The organism is Paenibacillus sp. LT-B23 (assembly GCF_059417685.1).
Map to the genome: position 1 here is coordinate 22,871 of NZ_JBSQBM010000034.1, position 16,874 is coordinate 39,744.

The window sequence follows — 16,874 nt, forward strand, 5'->3', positions numbered from 1 at the left end:
GAATGGCTCATGTTTTGCAATCAACGTTATGTAAATATCGATGCAACTATTAAAATAAATCCGATCACTAGACCGGCAGGGCCCCAATAATGCATAGGGATAAAAAATAGACTGTGCTGAGTTCCCATTCGATAGCGTTGCCCCGTTTCCATATCAACTAACACTTTGTCCGAGTTGGCGTTAAGTGCTTTCCCCAAATACCAGATAATAACTCCTGATACAATGAACACAAAAGCCATCGGCAGCCGGGAATCTATGGAGTCAAGCCCTAGAGCGGATACTAAACTCCCGACAATAACAAATAAAATCCCTGGCACAACGATATTTAAAATACCAAAACCCTTCCAAACAATATTTATCGGTTAAAAGGGAGATTTAGTTTACAGAATGACCCATTCAATGGGGAATTTACAATGTGTAAAACTGGAAAGAAGTCGTCAAGAAAGGGAGGAAAGCATGTATACACGCGGGGTGTAATCCGGAGGTTTGCAGGTACCACAAAAAAGCCGTTTCTCCACATCTTCATAGCTCAGCATAATCTGGCCTGGAGGAGGGAAATCGGCTTTTTCAAATAAGTGAAGTCCTGCGCTTATTCGGTGGTTGCTTTCACTTGCTCTGCTGCGAAGATTACAGGCTTCATAATCCGGCTCAGCATATCCTGTTTCGGACGATTCCAGGTAACCCAATCATCCAGCAGCAATCCGCCCGTGTCACCGCTATTCGGATTCAGGGACCAGTACGTAAAGTACAGGTTGTTGGCACGAATATAGTCTACGAGTGCATTTTGCCATTTGCCCTCAGTGGAGGACATATCGACATTACGACCGCCGAATTCACCGACCAGCACCGGAGCTATGTTTTGCTTGCTAATGTAGCCCCAGTTTTGATCCCAGATGGCTGGCAGGTTGGACGGGAAGGCCGGATCGTTAAACCATGGCTGCGAGGACACACCAGGGCCATAATCATGCGGAGAATATACGACGCGGTTCGGTATGTCCAGAACGACAGGATAGTTGGCTACACCTGTCAGGTTGCCGCCCCACCAGTATTGGCTATTGTTGCCTTGTACATTATGGTCCACACCTTCAACGAGAATCAGCCATTTTGGATTCACGGACAGAATCGCATTCCCTGCGCGCTGTGCCGCCAGACGCCAGTCTGTGGAGATATTGCCTGTACCCCAGCTTGCTTGACCGTGTGGCTCGTTATGCAAATCTGCACCGATAACGGTAGAGTTGTTTTTATAACGTTCAGCCAACATTTTCCAGTCGATAATCCAACGAGTCTCAGGGTACTGGGACGTGTACCACAGCTCGGATTGTCCACCTGAGTCTGGACGGTGACGGTCAAGGATAATCTGAATACCGCGTTGCCCAGCTTTTTCGATCACCTTGTCCATAATTTGAATCGGAGTCAATCCGACCAGATCAGGATTTTTGTAATAATCAATACTGTCCGGACGGGAACTGGAATCGAACAACTGATTACTGTAAGGCAGACGGATCAGATTGTAGCCTTCTTTCTTCACCTGATCCAGCATGTCGTCCATCGAGCGGCTCCACAGTCCATGCAAGGTATAATTAGGGGTTTCCAGACCGAACCAGTTCAAACCGTTAAATGCCGCCTCTTTCCCGGATTCGTCCACAATCTTGCTTCCTGCGGTGTGGTAATATCCTTTCACACTGGCTGCATCTGCTGAAGGGGGAGTGTAGCCATACAGTGAAAAGCCCATTACGAGGGAGGCAATGACGAAAAATGTCTTTTTCAACCCTTTTTTCTTCATGGTTTTGCATCCTCCTTTATTTGAATGTATTTGTAACCGATTACAATTCCATTTTATGTTCAAATATTCCATCAAACAAGTTCATAAAATTCGTATATTTCTAAGATTTCGTTCTAATTCAATAGATTTGTAACAACGGATGGTCAAGCTAAGTGCGAAAGTTCCTCTTGTAAAAGATTCGTAAGGGAGTTCAACACTTCATTTATTATATTTTCCTCCTGTACAAGAAGGTATATAATAAAGTGAAATTCACTTTACATATAGGTTGCAGAATATATATTTGAAAATGAACACGCCTAACACGCAGAAAAAGAGAGGGGGTTAACCATGGTCACAACGATGAAAGAAGTTGCAGAACGTGCAGGGGTGTCGAAGAGCACAGTTTCGCAGTTTCTGCATAAGAGATACAACTATATGAGTGAAAACACCAAGAAGAAGATCGAGCAAGCGATTGAGGATCTCAGTTATATTCCCAATGAGGTGGCACGCAGTCTCAAGCAGAAGAAGACCTTTATTGTGGGTGTTATTTCTTCAACCATTTTATCGAGATTTACAACAGAAGTCGTGCGTGCAATTGAAGATGAATGCCAACTGGAAAATGTCCAGGTCATTGTCTGCAATACTGATGATGATTCGCTCAAAGAGAAAAAGTATGTCCAGTCGATGATTGCTCGGCAAGTGGATGGACTTATCATTTTTCCGACGGAAGAGAACAAGAAATTATATGTTTCCCTTGTCAAGAATGGCTATCCTTTCGTGTTTGTGGACCGAAAAATCGATGAAATCAGCGTAGACACAGTGCTGTTGAATAATGAAAAGGCCAGCGAGCTTGCGGTTGAAGCGCTCATTGAGCATGGTCATAAAAACATTGGCATCATCACGTTCCCCTTAGGCAAAAAAGTGATCACCACACGAAGTGAGCGGCTGTCCGGTTATAGAAATACGATGGGCAAACATGACATATCAGTGAATGAAAACTATATCAAAAGCGGCAGGTTGGATGAAATGCCAAAACTTATTGGACAACTATTCCACATGAAGAACCCGCCCACCGCAATCATCGCTACTAATGACATGATTTTGGAGCAGGTGCTGATTTATGCAAAAAATAACCGTCTGACTATACCTAATGACTTTTCCTTGATTGGCATAGATGATGTATCCTTTGCGTCTTTTTATAATCCGCCGATCACTACCGTTTCCCAGCCGAGCTTTGAAATGGGGAAAAGAAGTGCGAGGCTGCTGCTGGAGAAAATCGATCAAAAAGAGCAAGATTATGAGGAGCTGTCAGAAATCATCCGATTGAATCCGGCCATTAACCACAGAGAATCTGTCCAAAAATTGAACTGAATAATTTGAATAAGTCTTTTTATCTTTTTGGAAACGTTTTTATGAATTCTATTGTAAAAAGAAAATAAAGAGCTATAATAATCCTATGATTCGAGTCATGAATACCTTTTTATTTCTTTATGTACCTGATTTTAGTGATGATAGCGATTTAAATAAAAGAGGGGGGAGGAATGAATCTTAAACGAATAATTTATGGATTCACTTGTGATCTAATTCACAAAAATAATTCTGCTTCTTTTTACATTCCCGGAAGGGAAATTTTTTTCAAGTATTACTAAATCGATTTAGTAAGAGTGAAAAATAATAAAAGAAAGTCGGAGATCGCTATGGAAATGTTTATGAGTATTATCAGGGAGCCATCCATCATTATCGCGATTGTGACATTACTCGGCCTTATATTCCAGAGGAAGAAAGTATCCGAGATCATTACGGGAACTACCCTTTCTTTCATGGGCTTCACCATGATCAAAGTCGGCGGCGGAATTTTAGGAGGCGTTCTCACCAACTTCAGCCAAATTTTTTCTTATGCGTTCAACCTTAAAGGTGTCGTACCAAGCAATGAAGCCATCATGGCACTGACCATTGATCAGATCGGGGCGGATGCTGCGCTCATTCTACTCTTTTCCATGATCCTTAACATCGTGCTTGCACGCCTGACCAAGTTCAAGTACATTTATTTGTCACTTCACTTGATTCTGTTCATGAGCTTTGCCGCTACAGCCGTTATGAAAGGTCTGGGTCTCAGTTCGCTGACTACGATCATCGTCGGTTCTTTGATAATCGGGAGCTATATGGCGGTGTTCCCTTACCTGCTCCGGAATGCCAGCAAAAACATTATCAAATCTGATGAATATACGATTGCTCATGCTTCCATGACCTCTTACATTCTCGGCACCTATTTAGGAAAAGTTTTTGGCAACCGTGAAAATGACACCGAAAATGTAAAAATTAATGACCGCATCAGTTTTTTGCGCGACCCCAATGTTGCAACGACCTTGACGATGCTTGTGCTTTTACTGGTATCCGGACTGGTTGCTGGTTCTGATTATGTCAGCAAATTATCTGATGGCAAAGAATACATCGTCTTCATCCTCGAACAGTCAGCTATTTTTGCTGCCGGCTTGTATATTGCAAAAGCAGGTGTTAAGCTTTTCACGACTGAAATTGTACCCGCTTTCAAAGGGTTCTCCCAAGTGTTCGCACCTGGAGCAATCCCTGGTGTGGATGTTCTGGTACTGTTCGACAAATCACCCAATTCCGCGTTGGTAGGCTTCTTGGTCAGCTTCTTCACAGGCGTTGCCTGCGTCTTTCTTTTCCCGCTTGTCGGATTGCCTGTCATTGTGCCGGGGATCATGGCCTGCTTCCTCGCTGGTGGTGCAGCCGCGATATTCGGCAATTCCAGCGGTGGTTTCAGAGGTGCTGTCATTTCCAGTTGTCTTAATGGATTCTTGCTCTGTCTGCTGCCGGCCCTCACCTTGCCGCTCTTTTCTTTTTTGGGTGCAGAAGGGGTGACATTCGCCGATCCCGACTTTACTACCCTTTCCGGAGTACTTTGGCTTATTTTCCGCTGGTTTTAAACTAAATCGATTTATGAATTTTTTCAAAATAACTCATTCAAATAATTTGTGTTTTAAAAGAGGAGGAATTATCCATGTTTTTTAATGACCAAGATATTCAAATTGATACCGTTGACAGTAATACCACCCGGAAAGTGCTGGCCCACAGCGACCAGCTTATGTATGTCAAAGTGATGTTTGCTAAAGCCCAAACAGGGGAGATCCTGTTGCATAAGCATGTCCATGAACAAGTCACTTATGTATTGAAGGGAAGTTTTAAGTTCATGATCGATAATGGCGAAACAAAGGAAGTGCAGAACGTCAAAGAAGGAGACAGCATCCATTTTCCATCCGATACTCTTCATGGCTGTATCCCACTAGAGGATGACGGTATTCTGCTAGATGCATTTACACCAGCACGTGCAGATTTTATGTAAATTCCCTTACTAAATACGGTGTATCTATTGAGTATGTCGAAAAAATGATTGATGGACAGGAAGAGTAAAAGAAAGGGATACTCCCAATGCGAGCATCCCTTTTTGTATTCGTCTACCCAGCGATATACCTTGTTTCATACAATCTTTGAGAGAAGTATGACTATAGAGCTAGAAATTGTTTCCGCCTGAATGGTGATCATTGTTTATAGTAATCAAGGGATTGCGTAAGAAATGGGGCGAGAATACCGGGAGCGGAAAACACTGGAAGCCGAAGACTTATTGAATATGGCACAGAGCTACATGAAACAAAAGTTTGAAGAAGAGGTATGGAAGGCTCATATACATACACCTGTAGAAAGTGTGCATTCCAAGGGACAGAAGCATGAACGCATTATGTGAGTCTGGTGTCTGAAATTAGGAAAGGGCATATTCTATTCAATTCGGATAACCTCAGATACAACTATCAGGTTAAGGATTACAATCGAAACTGTACATACGACGATGCGCCGGATAGTTTATATGGGCTGTCCAATTGATCCAATCCGTTTAGCAAGTGGGCAGATCAGTGCAAGCGTATAGTCTTGCCAAAATGTACAAAGACGTCTAACATTTATTTCGGGTGTCGTGATGAAAATAGGAGGCGTTCAAGAATGAAAGAAAAAAATGTCAGGGGAATTAGGGTAACTGATTATCATGATATTTTTTTGTTAAACCAAGACTTTAACCCAAAACTATATCTATTTTCTGAAGAAAAAGTAAAAGAGAAGATTGAAATCATAACAAAGAAAACAAAAGATATGATCTTTGTTTGTGAAGGAAACAACGAGGTAATAGGATATATTCATGGGAGTCCGTATGAATTGCTTTTTTCTGACTCTTTAGTAAATATACTGGGATTTGTTGTGAAAGAAAAGTATAGAAATCAAGGTGTAGGTAGCTTGTTGATTGAGCGTCTTGAACAGTGGGGAAAGAGCCATGGATTTTCTGGGATTAAACTGTTATCTCACCCAAGTCGAATACATGCTCACAGGTTCTACGAACAACGTGGTTATATGTTTACAAAGGACCAAAAAAATTTTATAAAAATGTTCAAATAGTACATATGTGGAACGAGAGCTCAATGAGCAACCAGAACAAGGCCGCTGGCACAAACCAGCAGCCTCGTTACTGAGGGAACGGGTAGCATAGCAGAGTAAATTAGCGGGTTCAAAATGCTAACTCCTCAGTTAGGTTCCCGAACCCATAATCTACAGATGAGACCCGCCACTTGCATCAATCAATTGACCGGTTACCCAACGGCTGTCCGATGAGGCAAGAAAGGCAGCAATATCTGCAACATCTTCAGGTTGCCCCCACCTTTTGAAGGTTGAAAGACCAGAGGCAAATTTCTGTCCATCGGGATCTTTTAACGTCTCGTCATTCATCTCTGTATTAATAATGCCAGGCTGGATGGCGTTTACCGTAATATTACGGCTCCCAAGTTGCTGAGCCAAGACGTACGTAAGTGTGTCGACTGCCCCCTTCGATATGCTGTAGGCAAAAACACTAGGAGAGGCCACTCGTGTAACAAACGATGAGATATTGATAATGCGGCCTCCATCTTTCAGACGCGGCAAAGCTTGCTGGGTAACAAAAAGCGGTGCTTTGACATTAATGTTCATGACTTCGTCAAAAGATTCTTCCGTCGTCTCTTCTATGGTTACAATTTGACCGATTCCAGCGTTATTGACGAGAATATCAAACCGATTATCGCCTGTACGTTCCCGAAGAGCTTCATCCAATGTCGCAAATAAATCATGAATGCCGTTAAGGATACTTAAGTCAGCACCGATCGTGAATGCAGCACCTCCACTTTGCTCAATCTTATGAACTAATTCCACTGCTTCATTTTGTCTTTTTCCATAGTGTACAGCGACGACTGCGCCCTCCTGTGCCAGACGTAACGCAATGCCACGACCAATCCCCCGGCTTGCACCAGTTACTAAAGCGATTTTACCTTTTAACTTACTCATGCTTTCATCTCCTTGTTTGGAATTCATGTTTAGTTATATCACGAGGTGATGTTTGAAATGTTGCTCTTTCATTCGGAATTCATGTTTGTCGTCAATGGGTCTACGGAAAACTAAGCTAACGAAGAACGATAGTGCAATAAGGAACTACCTTATTTAAACTGTACCCCTATGTAAAGGACATTTCTAAAAAAGACCTATACTGCTTGAAGAAGACGATCTCTGTACTGAACAGGGGTCATCCTTTTTAAATTCCATTGGTATCTGTAGTGGTTGTAGTAGGTCATATATGCCTTGATTTCTCGTTTGACTTCATCCAGCGTGGTGTAGTTCTTCAGCGATATTTCATCTTTAAAATGACCAAAGAAGGATTTTTGCGGAGCATTGTCCCAGCAATTTCCCCGTCTGGACATGGATTGCCCGAGACCCATACGTTTCACTTTCTTCTGAAAATCCGGATGAGTGTAGTGGGTACCTTGATCGGAATGAATGAAGGCGTCTTGGGTCTTCTTGTATCTACGATTCTTCTGTAAGTGAAGCAAGGTGTTTGTCGCCAGATCCATGGTGATTCGCTCCGACACATGATAAGCCAAAATTTCATTGGTGGAGCTATCCTTGATCGTGGACAGATAGGCTCGCTTTCCTTTTCCATAACTTAAGTAGGTAATATCGGTTAGAAGAACCTTGCCAGGCAATCCCTGTTTGAAGTTACGTTGTAATAAGTTAGGAACGACTCGATGCTCCTGGGTTGCCTTCATCATTCGCTTGTACGGATTCGCTTTTCGATGAGGACATACGCTACCATATTTTTTCATGATTCTTCGGATTCGCTTGAGATTCCAGACGATCTGAAATTGTCCTTCCAGCGTCATCTTGATGGAGCGCGCTCCTTTGTTGCGCTTTTTAAAATCGAAGGCCTTGCTGACGTGAACTCGGATTTCCTCGTCAGCCTGTTCTTTCTGATTGCGCCTGTGGATGGATGACGGGTCCAATACCGGTAGTAGCCGCTTTTGGAGACACCTGCAATCCCGCACAGATAGCTCACCATTCGTCGGAGATTGTATTTCAGAATCACGGTTCGGATCAACTTGTATAGAAGACCGGGCGCCAGTTTTACTCGTGGTTCCACCCCCGTTCGACCATGCGAATCTTTTTTAAGAGTTCATTCTCTGCTTGGAGCAGGTGGATCTGTGCTTCCAATCTCGCGTTCTTCTCTTCCAAGGTTAATTCTCGCTTTAAAGGTCTTCCTGAATGCTTGCCTCTTGCATCGTGCAAGCCTAAATCGCCTTGCTCTCTGTAACTGGCTCTCCACCGTTTTGCAGCGGCTTTGATGCGAGTCATTCCAACGATCTGCACTTCAAACCCACAGGACTCAAAAATGTCCATGGGCAGCTTTCTTGCTGATTCGATGTAATAAAGAGTTGTTTGAACTCATCTGTATACGTAATTCCTTTAGGGAAATTAAAAATAAGCTTTTGATTACTTCGATTTTCTTGCATCGCATAGTTCTTGAGAATGGCATGCTGACCATTGTAGTAATCCGCATATTTCTGTTTGGCTATCGTAGTCGATTGGAGTTCATTTAGACACTCAAGAATTAGTTCTACATTTATTTTCATACCTTTGCTTCCTTTCAACATAGAAATGTCATTTTTGCTTGTTAATTTTTGCTTACATAAAAATAAAAGAACCACCTTTGTCAAGAATAGGAAGCGTACCCAGAAGGCACAGGTAAAGGAGGAACAGGAGACAATAGATGAGTGAGCTAATGAATTTGATGAAGCGATTATTGAGTATGGAACCAACAGATATATCTAAGGATGATATCCTGATCCATTATTTGAATAAAGCGAGGTGTAACATTTATGGCTATTGTAATGTGGCAACACTACCAGTGGAATATGATGATGTTATTGTCGATTATGCGGTGTATCTATATCAAAATAAGGATTCGGTTGGCCTGATAAATAAGCAAGAAGGTGAACGCTCAGCTACTTATGAAACAGGAATTCCGATAAGTATTCGACTTGCTCTTCCTTTACCTAAAATCAAGGTCGGGACAGATTAATGTTCTATGATACGAAGCTGGAAATTTTGAATCATGCTGATTTGAAACCTGTCCAGTTGATCATGGCAGATGTACAACCTTATCGCAAAAGCTTTTCATTTGAAGATGGTTACACCTTGGAGACGATACATCGAGCTTTCTGTCCATTGGAATCCTTATGGCAGTCAAATTCCTATGTTCGAATTGGCAAGGATGTCTTTATTATTTTAGACATGAAGGAATGGAGTGATTATGTGGAGTTATACCTGTATCGCTGTAAGTGGGATTTTGTATTGGAGGTGGAGGAATGACAAGGAGTCTAGAGCCGATGATAGATTTCTTTCTGCGAGAAAAAGGTGAGCTTGTGCATATCAATGGTGTGCGTCAACTTGCTCTCATTCGAGATGCGACAGATACCATTCGAATGACAGATGAAAAAATCATTCGGGCAGCGACACCTTTACATACAGGAGATATCGTAGACTATCGTTATGAACGTTATCTGATCCCCAGTCAGGTGGATCAAAATGAACAATCTTGTCGAGGCAGGATGCGGAAATGCAATCAACGGCTGGCTTTAAACTGGAACGGGCAGGTAAAATGGTTTGATGCTGTGGTGGAAGCCAGAACGTTTTCAACGGAAACAGGTAAAGTTATCTCCATGCCAGAGGGAAATATTATAGTTAGGCTACAAGACAATGCAGATACGCCAAACATCGCATTATGCCAACGATTCTATATTACTCATCAGCCGTTTAAAATAGTTGGAATTGACCGTACGATGAATGGCATTATCTTGTTAAGCTGCACATTGGATAGCATAAATACAGCTTACGATGATGTGGAAAATAATATTGTAGACCGATGGAAATATGAGACTGCTCATACCTACGCATTACATATCAATCAGGGAACGATAACCTATGTACGGCTCAACGAAATAATACAGTTAAATGTGACTGCTACGGATAATGGGAATGAGATAGCCAATCCATCGATTATCTATACATCCAGTGATCCGGGTGTAATTAGCGTAGACCAGCAAGGTCAGGTTATGGGCATCGCTTTGGGACAAGCAAGTATTACTGCAAAACTAACGTATCACCCCACAGTACGGAGTACCATTGAAATGAGAGTCGTCGAAACAGGAACGCATATCTATTCGATAGCCATTACTGGTAATCCCATGCTCAAATCAGGCCAAAGTGCTTCATACGTCAGTCATATCTATGATTATGGAACAGAAGTGTTTGACCAGTCGGTAGAGTGGAGTCTACGGAATCAAGATGATTCAATTCCTATCATGGGGAGCGTGACAGTGAGTACAGGAAATAGCGTGACGGTGAAAGCAGGAAGCAGTAGTGGGGCGAACAATAAAGCCCTTGTACTGACAGCCACCTTAGTAAGCGATCCTAGCATGACCATAGAAAAGACCATTAGCCTTAAAAATTTATTCTGAGCTTTATATCTATCGGCTTGCCTTAGAGGTGAGCCATTTTTATTTCAAAGGAGCACATACATATGCAACGAAAATCCATCGACTACCTACTCAGTCTGAGCCTATTGAAGCAATTGAGATCACAAAATGTCATTACAGAAGAAGAATTTATAGCCATTGACCAGCTTAATAAAAAATCTTTCAAGTAACTATAACATGGGCAGAAATGGACTTGATGATGTGCCGCAAGCATTATACCATGTGACCGTATAAAGAAGATATCGAAGGGAGAAACATCTATGGCCCAAGCCGCAACCGCAAAAAAAGTCGTCGTTGTTCCCATTAAAACGATGGACATCGTAGAAGGAATTCAATCGATTCAAAAGAAGAAAGTCGCTGCCTATTGCCGGGTTAGTACCGATTCCGAGGAGCAAAAGGAAAGCTATACCAATCAGGTCAACCATTATACCCAATACATTCAAAACAACTTGGAATGGGAAATGGCGGATATTTATGCCGATGAAGGCATCACCGGAACCAGTACCAAAAATAGAACACAATTTAATCGGATGATACAGGATGCGCGAAACGGTAAATTGGATCTCATACTGGTCAAGTCGATTTCAAGATTTGCTAGGAATACACTGGATTTATTGAAATATGTACGGGAACTCAAAAGTCTCGGAGTGGCTGTATTCTTTGAACGAGAGAACATTAATACACTGGATACAACAGGTGAAGTACTGCTGACCATTCTGAGTTCTCTTGCCCAAGACGAGAGTCGAAACATTTCTGAAAATAGCCGATGGGGCATACTGCGTGGCTTCCAAAACGGCAAAGTCTTCTGTAACACGAACCGCTTCCTCGGCTATGATAAGGATGAACATGGTGAACTGGTCATTAATGAGAAGGAAGCTGAGATTGTGCGGCGCATATACGAGGAGTATTTGGATGGCAAAAGCTATCAGGCGATAGCTAGAGGATTGATGCGAGATAAGATTAAAACAGTCACGGGTGGCGATACGTGGTGGGATTCCTCCATTACCTTAATTCTGACCAATGAGAAATATTACGGAGCTTTACTACAACAAAAGACGGTAACCGTTGACTTTCTAACCCACAAACGAATAAGGAATAAAGGACAGGAGCAGCAATATTTAATTGAGAACAATCATGAACCGATTGTATCCAAGGAAATATTCGATGCGGTACAAAAAGAAAAGGAACAGAGAGCCAAGCTGAAAGGGAGCGTAATGGGAGAGAGTAAAAGATACTCCAGTAAATACGCACTGAGCAGTAAAGTATATTGTGGATGCTGTGGGGCCATTTTTAAACGCCGAACTTGGAACAGCAATAATCCATCTAAAAAAGTGGTATGGCAATGCAAAACGTATGTCAATGAAGGTAGAGCAGCGTGTGATGCCAAATCAGTCGATGAACAAGTTTTACATTCCGCGTTTGTACGATTGTTCAATCGGATGTATGAGAATAAGGAAAGATTTATTAAAACGCTGAAAGCCAATATTGAATCGGCACTTTCCAGCAGAGTAAGGCAAGAACCGCTATTGGACATTGAAGGACAGATGCAACAATTGAAATCCGATTTGAAGGAATTAGTGAATCTTAAGCTACGGAATCAAATTGATGAAACGGTATATGATGAAGAAACGAACAGACTTTCCAATGAACTCAATGAGCTACGACAACAGAAGCTGACACTGGAGCAGGAGCATGAGCAAAAGGCACAACTCAAGGAACGTGTCGATGAAATTATCCAAGTCCTAAGCTCGCGGCAAGATATACTGGAACAATTTGATGATAACCTATTTAATGCGTTGGTGGAGAAGATCACGATTCTCTCACCAGCGCATTTTGTTTTTACCTTGAAAAGTGGAATGGACATAGACGAAATACTGGACTAACGAAACCATAGGCTGAAACGATCAATAGGCTAGAGAATATTTGTGGAGTGCATGACGGGAAGAATCAATCGAATCCCGTCTTTAACTCCTTCCATGTAGATGGATTGCTTATCCTGACTTAGCTGATAGCCTATGGCTTCTTCCCATTCAGATAGCAGATGCTGAATATCCTCAGTTTGATTAATTTTGAATTGATCCATTTGAGCGAATAGATTTTTGTTCTCTGATGAACATGAAGTCTGTTGTTCACTGGCGAGTTCTAACTCATAAAATCGTTGGCGTAATGCTTCTTGAAACCATTCTGGCCAATCTGACATAACACATTTCCCTCCCGTGGTTGAAGTGTGTGTATGTTAACTCTGATGGGGAGGGATGGCAAGTCATTGTTTTGTGCAGGAAAGATGGATTATTATGATTTTTTAACCTTTTTATTTTGATTATACAAAAAAGCTCATTCCTACTCATGATTCAAGTGGGAGTGTGCCTTTGAAAGGCTATCAAGTATGTTAAGTTGTTTTGCATATGCGCTAATATTATAAATTAAATTTACCCGAAATTATTGACATACCATTGACATGCTTATTTGAATCCTTCTAAACCATGATATGGATTCGAAATATTTTCACCAACTTCATCAATTGTATCTATTATTTCTTTTAATATTAATTCATCTATATCCCTATCTTGATTTATTGAATCTTTAATTTTTTGAAAGCAATTCTTTAGTCCAAGGTTTACAACGATTGAAAGAATGATATCTACATCATCATAAGAATCAGTGTTCCATATCCTGCAAAGAGCCTTATCTGTACCATCTCTTACTTCACTTTCCAATAACTCGTAGGTCATAACTTGTCTATCTGTTAATTGGCTAAGAATTAATAAAAAATCCTTTTCCTCAATTTTCCCAATATCAAATTCATTCAATACGTTTTGAAACATCAATGCTAATGTTTCTGTTGGTAATACATCGGGTAAATTCTCAATTTCTTCAAGATTCATTTTTTTATTTCCCCTCTATTGGAATGTGAACTTCATTTAAGGATTGATTTTTAGTCCAAGTTCCATCAGTTTTTAATTGTTTATTACCTATTTTTATTTGTCCAGTCCAACGTGTACCTGATACTGATCCAGGGTACTTACTTGCAGCTATAGGATCTGGTGAATGCCATCGAATAATTGCCTTCTGTCCATCAGCCAGTAAAAATTCATACTTTGCTCCATCTTTAATTGTACTTGTTGGAATAAATGTACTTGACGTATCTGGGGGAATCATCGATTCTAAATTGGATAAGCTAATTTCCCCATTTTTCAGTAGATCTTGTGCCCCTTGTCTAGCCTGGTCTCTTGTTAAAGTCTCTATAGAGGAATTTACAGACCTAGTATTTTCTGATTTAACAATTTCTTTTTCCTTTTTTAAATATTCTTTTATATTCGAGGCGTTTCTTGTATTTGTACTCTTAGCTACATTATATATGACCTTCTTTTGAATTTTACTATTTTCTTCTCTAGTTGCCTTGGAGGCAGTCTCTCGTAGCGTTTTCCTTGCCTGTTGATCCTGTTGTTTATATTGGTTTTTCGTTGTTAACCTTTCATTTGGTTGTGGTTTGTAGCCTTTGTTTTCAAGAGTTTGGTTATTTTTTTTGGTAGCTATGTTTTCTCTAGCTTCTATTTCTTGTCTCGCTAATAATTCCTGGACTCTTACTTTTGCACTTACTCCAGAAGAAATATTAAAGAACCCTTTTCCTCTACCCAGTTTTGAAAGTATCCCCTTTAATTCTTTAGTATGGTCCATACCCCCTCGACCCCCAACCATAAGAGGGTTTTCTGTGATAATAGCATAGAACATCCATTTTTTCTCTTCTTCGGATACTCCTTGCTTCCTAGTTAGCATGAAAAAATCGCCGGGATAGTTATGCTTCCATTCACTATAGTATTGGCGATCCGGTTCACCGTCACGAGTACGTACAAGACCATCTTTTCCTCGATAACTCCCCGGTTTAAGTTTGGGTGTAAAGTCTTCGGTATATGCTGCTCTAAGATAATCCTGCCAGATTCTTTCGTAGTCTTCTTCTGTCAGTTCTGGTGGCGCAGCTTCTTTTTTTGCTTTAAGGGCAGCTTTAGCTCTAGCTTCTTTTTCTGCTTTAAGAGCCGCTTCAGTTCTAGCTTTTTCTTTATAGTCCCTGAGCATTTTATCCCGAACGCTTTTAGGAACTTGCTGATAGGCATGAGCCATAGCATTCGACTCTTTCAGCAGGTTCTGAACCAGCTCCAGTGGGCCTCCAGAATTCGCTACATGACGTGCACTCGTATATGCTTTTCCTAAAATCCACTTGCTATAGTAAGCTTGTTTGGCTTGCTCATGCTCATATTGACTAATCAGTCCCTCAAGGGCTAAACCAGCCAAGTGTTTGAGCGGGTGCAACCCCGTTTCTTTACTGCCTCCAACCGTGGGCGTTCCTTTACTACGAATAGGGATGGCTCCAGTTGCTTGTAACACGGTTGCCGCCACTTTACCTGCTGGCCCACCCACCGTATTCAACATCACACTGGCTACGTTCCCAACTACGGGAATGGAACCTAACAGCTTGGATACCGTTCCCATCAAAGCATTGGCCTGTTGAAGCGCTGCTGGAGTTGTAACTTTTGCTTTTGGAGTAGGGGCTTGGCTGCTCTTGGCTACTGATTGAGCTGCTTCATATGCTTTGATACTCATTAATGGCGGTTCAGGTACAGGAGGGAGGTCAGCCACGAAAACGGGTGCTTTCACCGTACCTTCCTGATAAATCACTGGAGCTTTGGTATCTGTCTCACCATCCAGCACCATGCTACTTTCTCCACCTTTGAGATACAGCGCCGTTCCAGCTTCCAGCGACAGTTCCTCACCTGCATCAAGCTTCACATGACCACCCTGAATCTGTACATCCCCCGGACTGTTGATGGTGATGCCACCATCTTCATTTAGTGTAATGGAAAATCCATCGGAGGTAGAAAGGGTCAGTTCTTGCTCAGACATTTCTACGCCGCTTCCTTGCACATGTTGCCATACCTTCACATTCGGCTGTCCATTTGCGTGGCGTTGTTGTCGGAGCGAATCCGTTACATAGGCATCTTGTTCGCGGTGTGTAGGTAGATACAACTCCACCTGTTCTCCGATCTCAGGCATATCGTACCAGCCGCTATGTTCTTCGGCTACATATCTTGTCGCCACGGGAAACCAGCAGGCTTTGGCAGGATCTTGCTTCGGGTCGATGTCCAGTTGAAGCTGTACGAAATCCTGCTGTACCTTGAGCACCGTTCCTGTCAGCGAAATCCCGGTGGCCTGATCGTTTTCATAACGGGCATAGCGAATATTCTGTTCCGCTTGGAGATCATAGCGGGTACGCAGTAAGCCATCTGCTAACTGTGTCACTGCCCGAACGACGACCAACTCTTTGCCTTGTCCGATGGGTAACGTGATGAGGTCGCCTAGCGCGTAGTATTGCAGACTTTCAATCATATAGGTGACATAAGAGCCAGCAAGTTGTTCTCCCGGCTTTTCCGCATCCAGCTCATGAAACGTTTTTCGTACCCTGTAAAACACATCCCGTTCCACTTTGTGCTGTTTGCCTTCTGGCATACCGAAGAAAACTTTGGGCGAAGCTGCGGTTACCTCTGGTACAAGTACGGAACCAAAGCGAGAAGCGAGACGTTTTAAAAATGCCCAATCCGTCTCCTCATATTGTAAAACAAAAGTATCCAGTTTGGCATAATTAGTTATGGTATCAATGGCGTCTCCATACTCATATTTACGAACCATCGAGGTGACCAGATCATCATAAGTGCGGTGAATATCTTGATAGGAACGTTTTTTCAGCTTGATATCCATTTGATAGGAATGGGAAGCAGCCTTCAGTTCAAAGGTATATACTCCCCGTGTGCAATTCACAGACATTTGCGTAACGATCCCGTGAAACAGTCTTCTTAGCGATTGTCCCTGATCATCCAACTGACGAATCACAATCGGTTCTTGCTCCATGTTCTGTCCGATGCATGCGGCTCCTTGTTCTTCGGAGAGCATACCACTGATATGTAAAAAGCTATGATCATTAATGGTACGTGTGATTTGAAGTTGATCGATGTGTTGCGGCTGAAAGGGACCATAAAAGCGTAGGCTTTCATACCCGATCCCATCTGATAATAGGCTCAAGTGAGTTCATAACTCCTTTCTAGATGTGATGGCTGATTACAAAAGTAAAGTGCAGCATGTTTAATTCGAGTCTGACGAATAGAAGAAATGGATGGTACAAATTTGAGTCGAGATAGATATGTATCACTGAGTTTATTGGGTAC

15 protein-coding genes and 1 pseudogene are annotated in these 16,874 nt (G+C 42.0%); 9 read left to right on the plus strand and 7 right to left on the minus strand.

The annotated features are described in order from the left end of the window. Positions 1-26: 26 nt before the first annotated feature. Both ACWXW9_RS27270 and ACWXW9_RS27275 read right to left on the minus strand, forming a co-directional pair. Positions 27-359, minus strand: a complete 333-nt coding sequence (locus tag ACWXW9_RS27270) for a hypothetical protein (protein WP_494931950.1) — start codon at positions 357-359, stop codon at positions 27-29. A 230-nt stretch (positions 360-589) separates the two neighbouring features. Next, positions 590-1,783, minus strand: coding sequence for a glycoside hydrolase family 5 protein (locus ACWXW9_RS27275; RefSeq protein WP_494931938.1), 1,194 nt, complete (start codon positions 1,781-1,783; stop codon positions 590-592). 327 nt (positions 1,784-2,110) lie between these two features. Here ACWXW9_RS27275 and ACWXW9_RS27280 point away from each other — a divergent pair, with 327 nt between their 5' ends. From ACWXW9_RS27280 to ACWXW9_RS27295, 4 genes are all read left to right on the plus strand, one after another. Next, entirely contained in the window at positions 2,111-3,133 is a 1,023-nt protein-coding gene (locus ACWXW9_RS27280; protein WP_494931939.1) for a substrate-binding domain-containing protein, read from the plus strand. 326 nt (positions 3,134-3,459) lie between these two features. After that, positions 3,460-4,710, plus strand: a complete 1,251-nt coding sequence (gene ulaA / locus ACWXW9_RS27285; protein WP_494931940.1) for a PTS ascorbate transporter subunit IIC — start codon at positions 3,460-3,462, stop codon at positions 4,708-4,710. A gap of 74 nt (positions 4,711-4,784) precedes the next feature. Continuing rightward, the gene (locus ACWXW9_RS27290) at positions 4,785-5,126 is read left to right on the plus strand and encodes a cupin domain-containing protein (RefSeq protein WP_283652864.1); all 342 of its coding nucleotides are present in this window, start codon (positions 4,785-4,787) and stop codon (positions 5,124-5,126) included. Positions 5,127-5,776: 650 nt separating this feature from the next. Continuing rightward, positions 5,777-6,223: a GNAT family N-acetyltransferase gene (locus ACWXW9_RS27295; protein WP_494931941.1), complete on the plus strand. Its 447-nt coding sequence runs from the start codon at positions 5,777-5,779 to the stop codon at positions 6,221-6,223. Positions 6,224-6,373: 150 nt separating this feature from the next. Here the strand turns inward: ACWXW9_RS27295 and ACWXW9_RS27300 are convergent, their stop codons facing one another. Both ACWXW9_RS27300 and ACWXW9_RS27305 read right to left on the minus strand, forming a co-directional pair. After that, positions 6,374-7,138, minus strand: coding sequence for an SDR family oxidoreductase (locus ACWXW9_RS27300; RefSeq protein ID WP_494931942.1), 765 nt, complete (start codon positions 7,136-7,138; stop codon positions 6,374-6,376). A gap of 194 nt (positions 7,139-7,332) precedes the next feature. Beyond that, positions 7,333-8,634, minus strand: a pseudogene (locus ACWXW9_RS27305) (IS3 family transposase). 257 nt (positions 8,635-8,891) lie between these two features. Here ACWXW9_RS27305 and ACWXW9_RS27310 point away from each other — a divergent pair. The 5 genes from ACWXW9_RS27310 to ACWXW9_RS27330 all read left to right on the plus strand — a co-directional run bounded on the left by ACWXW9_RS27310 (position 8,892) and on the right by ACWXW9_RS27330 (position 12,542). Further along, entirely contained in the window at positions 8,892-9,203 is a 312-nt protein-coding gene (locus ACWXW9_RS27310) for a phage head-tail connector protein (RefSeq protein ID WP_494931943.1), read from the plus strand. Further along, positions 9,203-9,493 carry a hypothetical protein gene (locus ACWXW9_RS27315; RefSeq protein WP_494931944.1) on the plus strand — a complete coding sequence of 97 codons (291 nt, stop codon included), beginning with the start codon at positions 9,203-9,205 and terminating at the stop codon, positions 9,491-9,493. The genes ACWXW9_RS27310 and ACWXW9_RS27315 overlap by 1 nt, the downstream gene beginning before the upstream one ends. Further along, a complete protein-coding gene (locus ACWXW9_RS27320) occupies positions 9,490-10,641 on the plus strand; it encodes an Ig-like domain-containing protein (protein WP_494931945.1) in 1,152 nt (383 codons plus the stop codon). Before ACWXW9_RS27315 ends, ACWXW9_RS27320 begins: the two co-directional genes overlap by 4 nt. Before the next feature lie 62 nt (positions 10,642-10,703). Beyond that, on the plus strand, positions 10,704-10,829 hold the full coding sequence (locus ACWXW9_RS27325; protein WP_273043255.1) for an SHOCT domain-containing protein: 126 nt from the start codon (positions 10,704-10,706) through the stop codon (positions 10,827-10,829). 90 nt (positions 10,830-10,919) lie between these two features. Further along, positions 10,920-12,542 (plus strand): recombinase family protein, encoded by a 1,623-nt coding sequence (locus ACWXW9_RS27330; protein ID WP_494931946.1) that lies wholly within the window; start codon positions 10,920-10,922, stop codon positions 12,540-12,542. 29 nt (positions 12,543-12,571) lie between these two features. Here the strand turns inward: ACWXW9_RS27330 and ACWXW9_RS27335 are convergent, their stop codons facing one another. From ACWXW9_RS27335 to ACWXW9_RS27345, 3 genes are all read right to left on the minus strand, one after another. Continuing rightward, a complete protein-coding gene (locus ACWXW9_RS27335; RefSeq protein WP_494931947.1) occupies positions 12,572-12,859 on the minus strand; it encodes a hypothetical protein in 288 nt (95 codons plus the stop codon). A gap of 262 nt (positions 12,860-13,121) precedes the next feature. Next, positions 13,122-13,544 carry a hypothetical protein gene (locus ACWXW9_RS27340; protein ID WP_494931948.1) on the minus strand — a complete coding sequence of 141 codons (423 nt, stop codon included), beginning with the start codon at positions 13,542-13,544 and terminating at the stop codon, positions 13,122-13,124. A gap of 4 nt (positions 13,545-13,548) precedes the next feature. Beyond that, complete coding sequence (locus tag ACWXW9_RS27345) at positions 13,549-16,731, minus strand: contractile injection system protein, VgrG/Pvc8 family (RefSeq protein ID WP_494931949.1); 3,183 nt, start codon at positions 16,729-16,731, stop codon at positions 13,549-13,551. Positions 16,732-16,874: the final 143 nt, after the last annotated feature.

Bases quoted from the DNA above. Each gene is read 5' to 3' on its own strand.
- ACWXW9_RS27275 (WP_494931938.1), bottom strand. From the start codon at position 1,783: ATGAAGAAAAAAGGGTTGAAAAAGACATTTTTCGTCATTGCCTCCCTC.
- ACWXW9_RS27280 (WP_494931939.1), top strand. From the start codon at position 2,111: ATGGTCACAACGATGAAAGAAGTTGCAGAACGTGCAGGGGTGTCGAAG.
- ulaA (WP_494931940.1), top strand. From the start codon at position 3,460: ATGGAAATGTTTATGAGTATTATCAGGGAGCCATCCATCATTATCGCG.
- ACWXW9_RS27290 (WP_283652864.1), top strand. From the start codon at position 4,785: ATGTTTTTTAATGACCAAGATATTCAAATTGATACCGTTGACAGTAAT.
- ACWXW9_RS27295 (WP_494931941.1), top strand. From the start codon at position 5,777: ATGAAAGAAAAAAATGTCAGGGGAATTAGGGTAACTGATTATCATGAT.
- ACWXW9_RS27300 (WP_494931942.1), bottom strand. From the start codon at position 7,138: ATGAGTAAGTTAAAAGGTAAAATCGCTTTAGTAACTGGTGCAAGCCGG.
- ACWXW9_RS27310 (WP_494931943.1), top strand. From the start codon at position 8,892: ATGAGTGAGCTAATGAATTTGATGAAGCGATTATTGAGTATGGAACCA.
- ACWXW9_RS27315 (WP_494931944.1), top strand. From the start codon at position 9,203: ATGTTCTATGATACGAAGCTGGAAATTTTGAATCATGCTGATTTGAAA.
- ACWXW9_RS27320 (WP_494931945.1), top strand. From the start codon at position 9,490: ATGACAAGGAGTCTAGAGCCGATGATAGATTTCTTTCTGCGAGAAAAA.
- ACWXW9_RS27325 (WP_273043255.1), top strand. From the start codon at position 10,704: ATGCAACGAAAATCCATCGACTACCTACTCAGTCTGAGCCTATTGAAG.
- ACWXW9_RS27330 (WP_494931946.1), top strand. From the start codon at position 10,920: ATGGCCCAAGCCGCAACCGCAAAAAAAGTCGTCGTTGTTCCCATTAAA.
- ACWXW9_RS27335 (WP_494931947.1), bottom strand. From the start codon at position 12,859: ATGTCAGATTGGCCAGAATGGTTTCAAGAAGCATTACGCCAACGATTT.
- ACWXW9_RS27340 (WP_494931948.1), bottom strand. From the start codon at position 13,544: ATGAATCTTGAAGAAATTGAGAATTTACCCGATGTATTACCAACAGAA.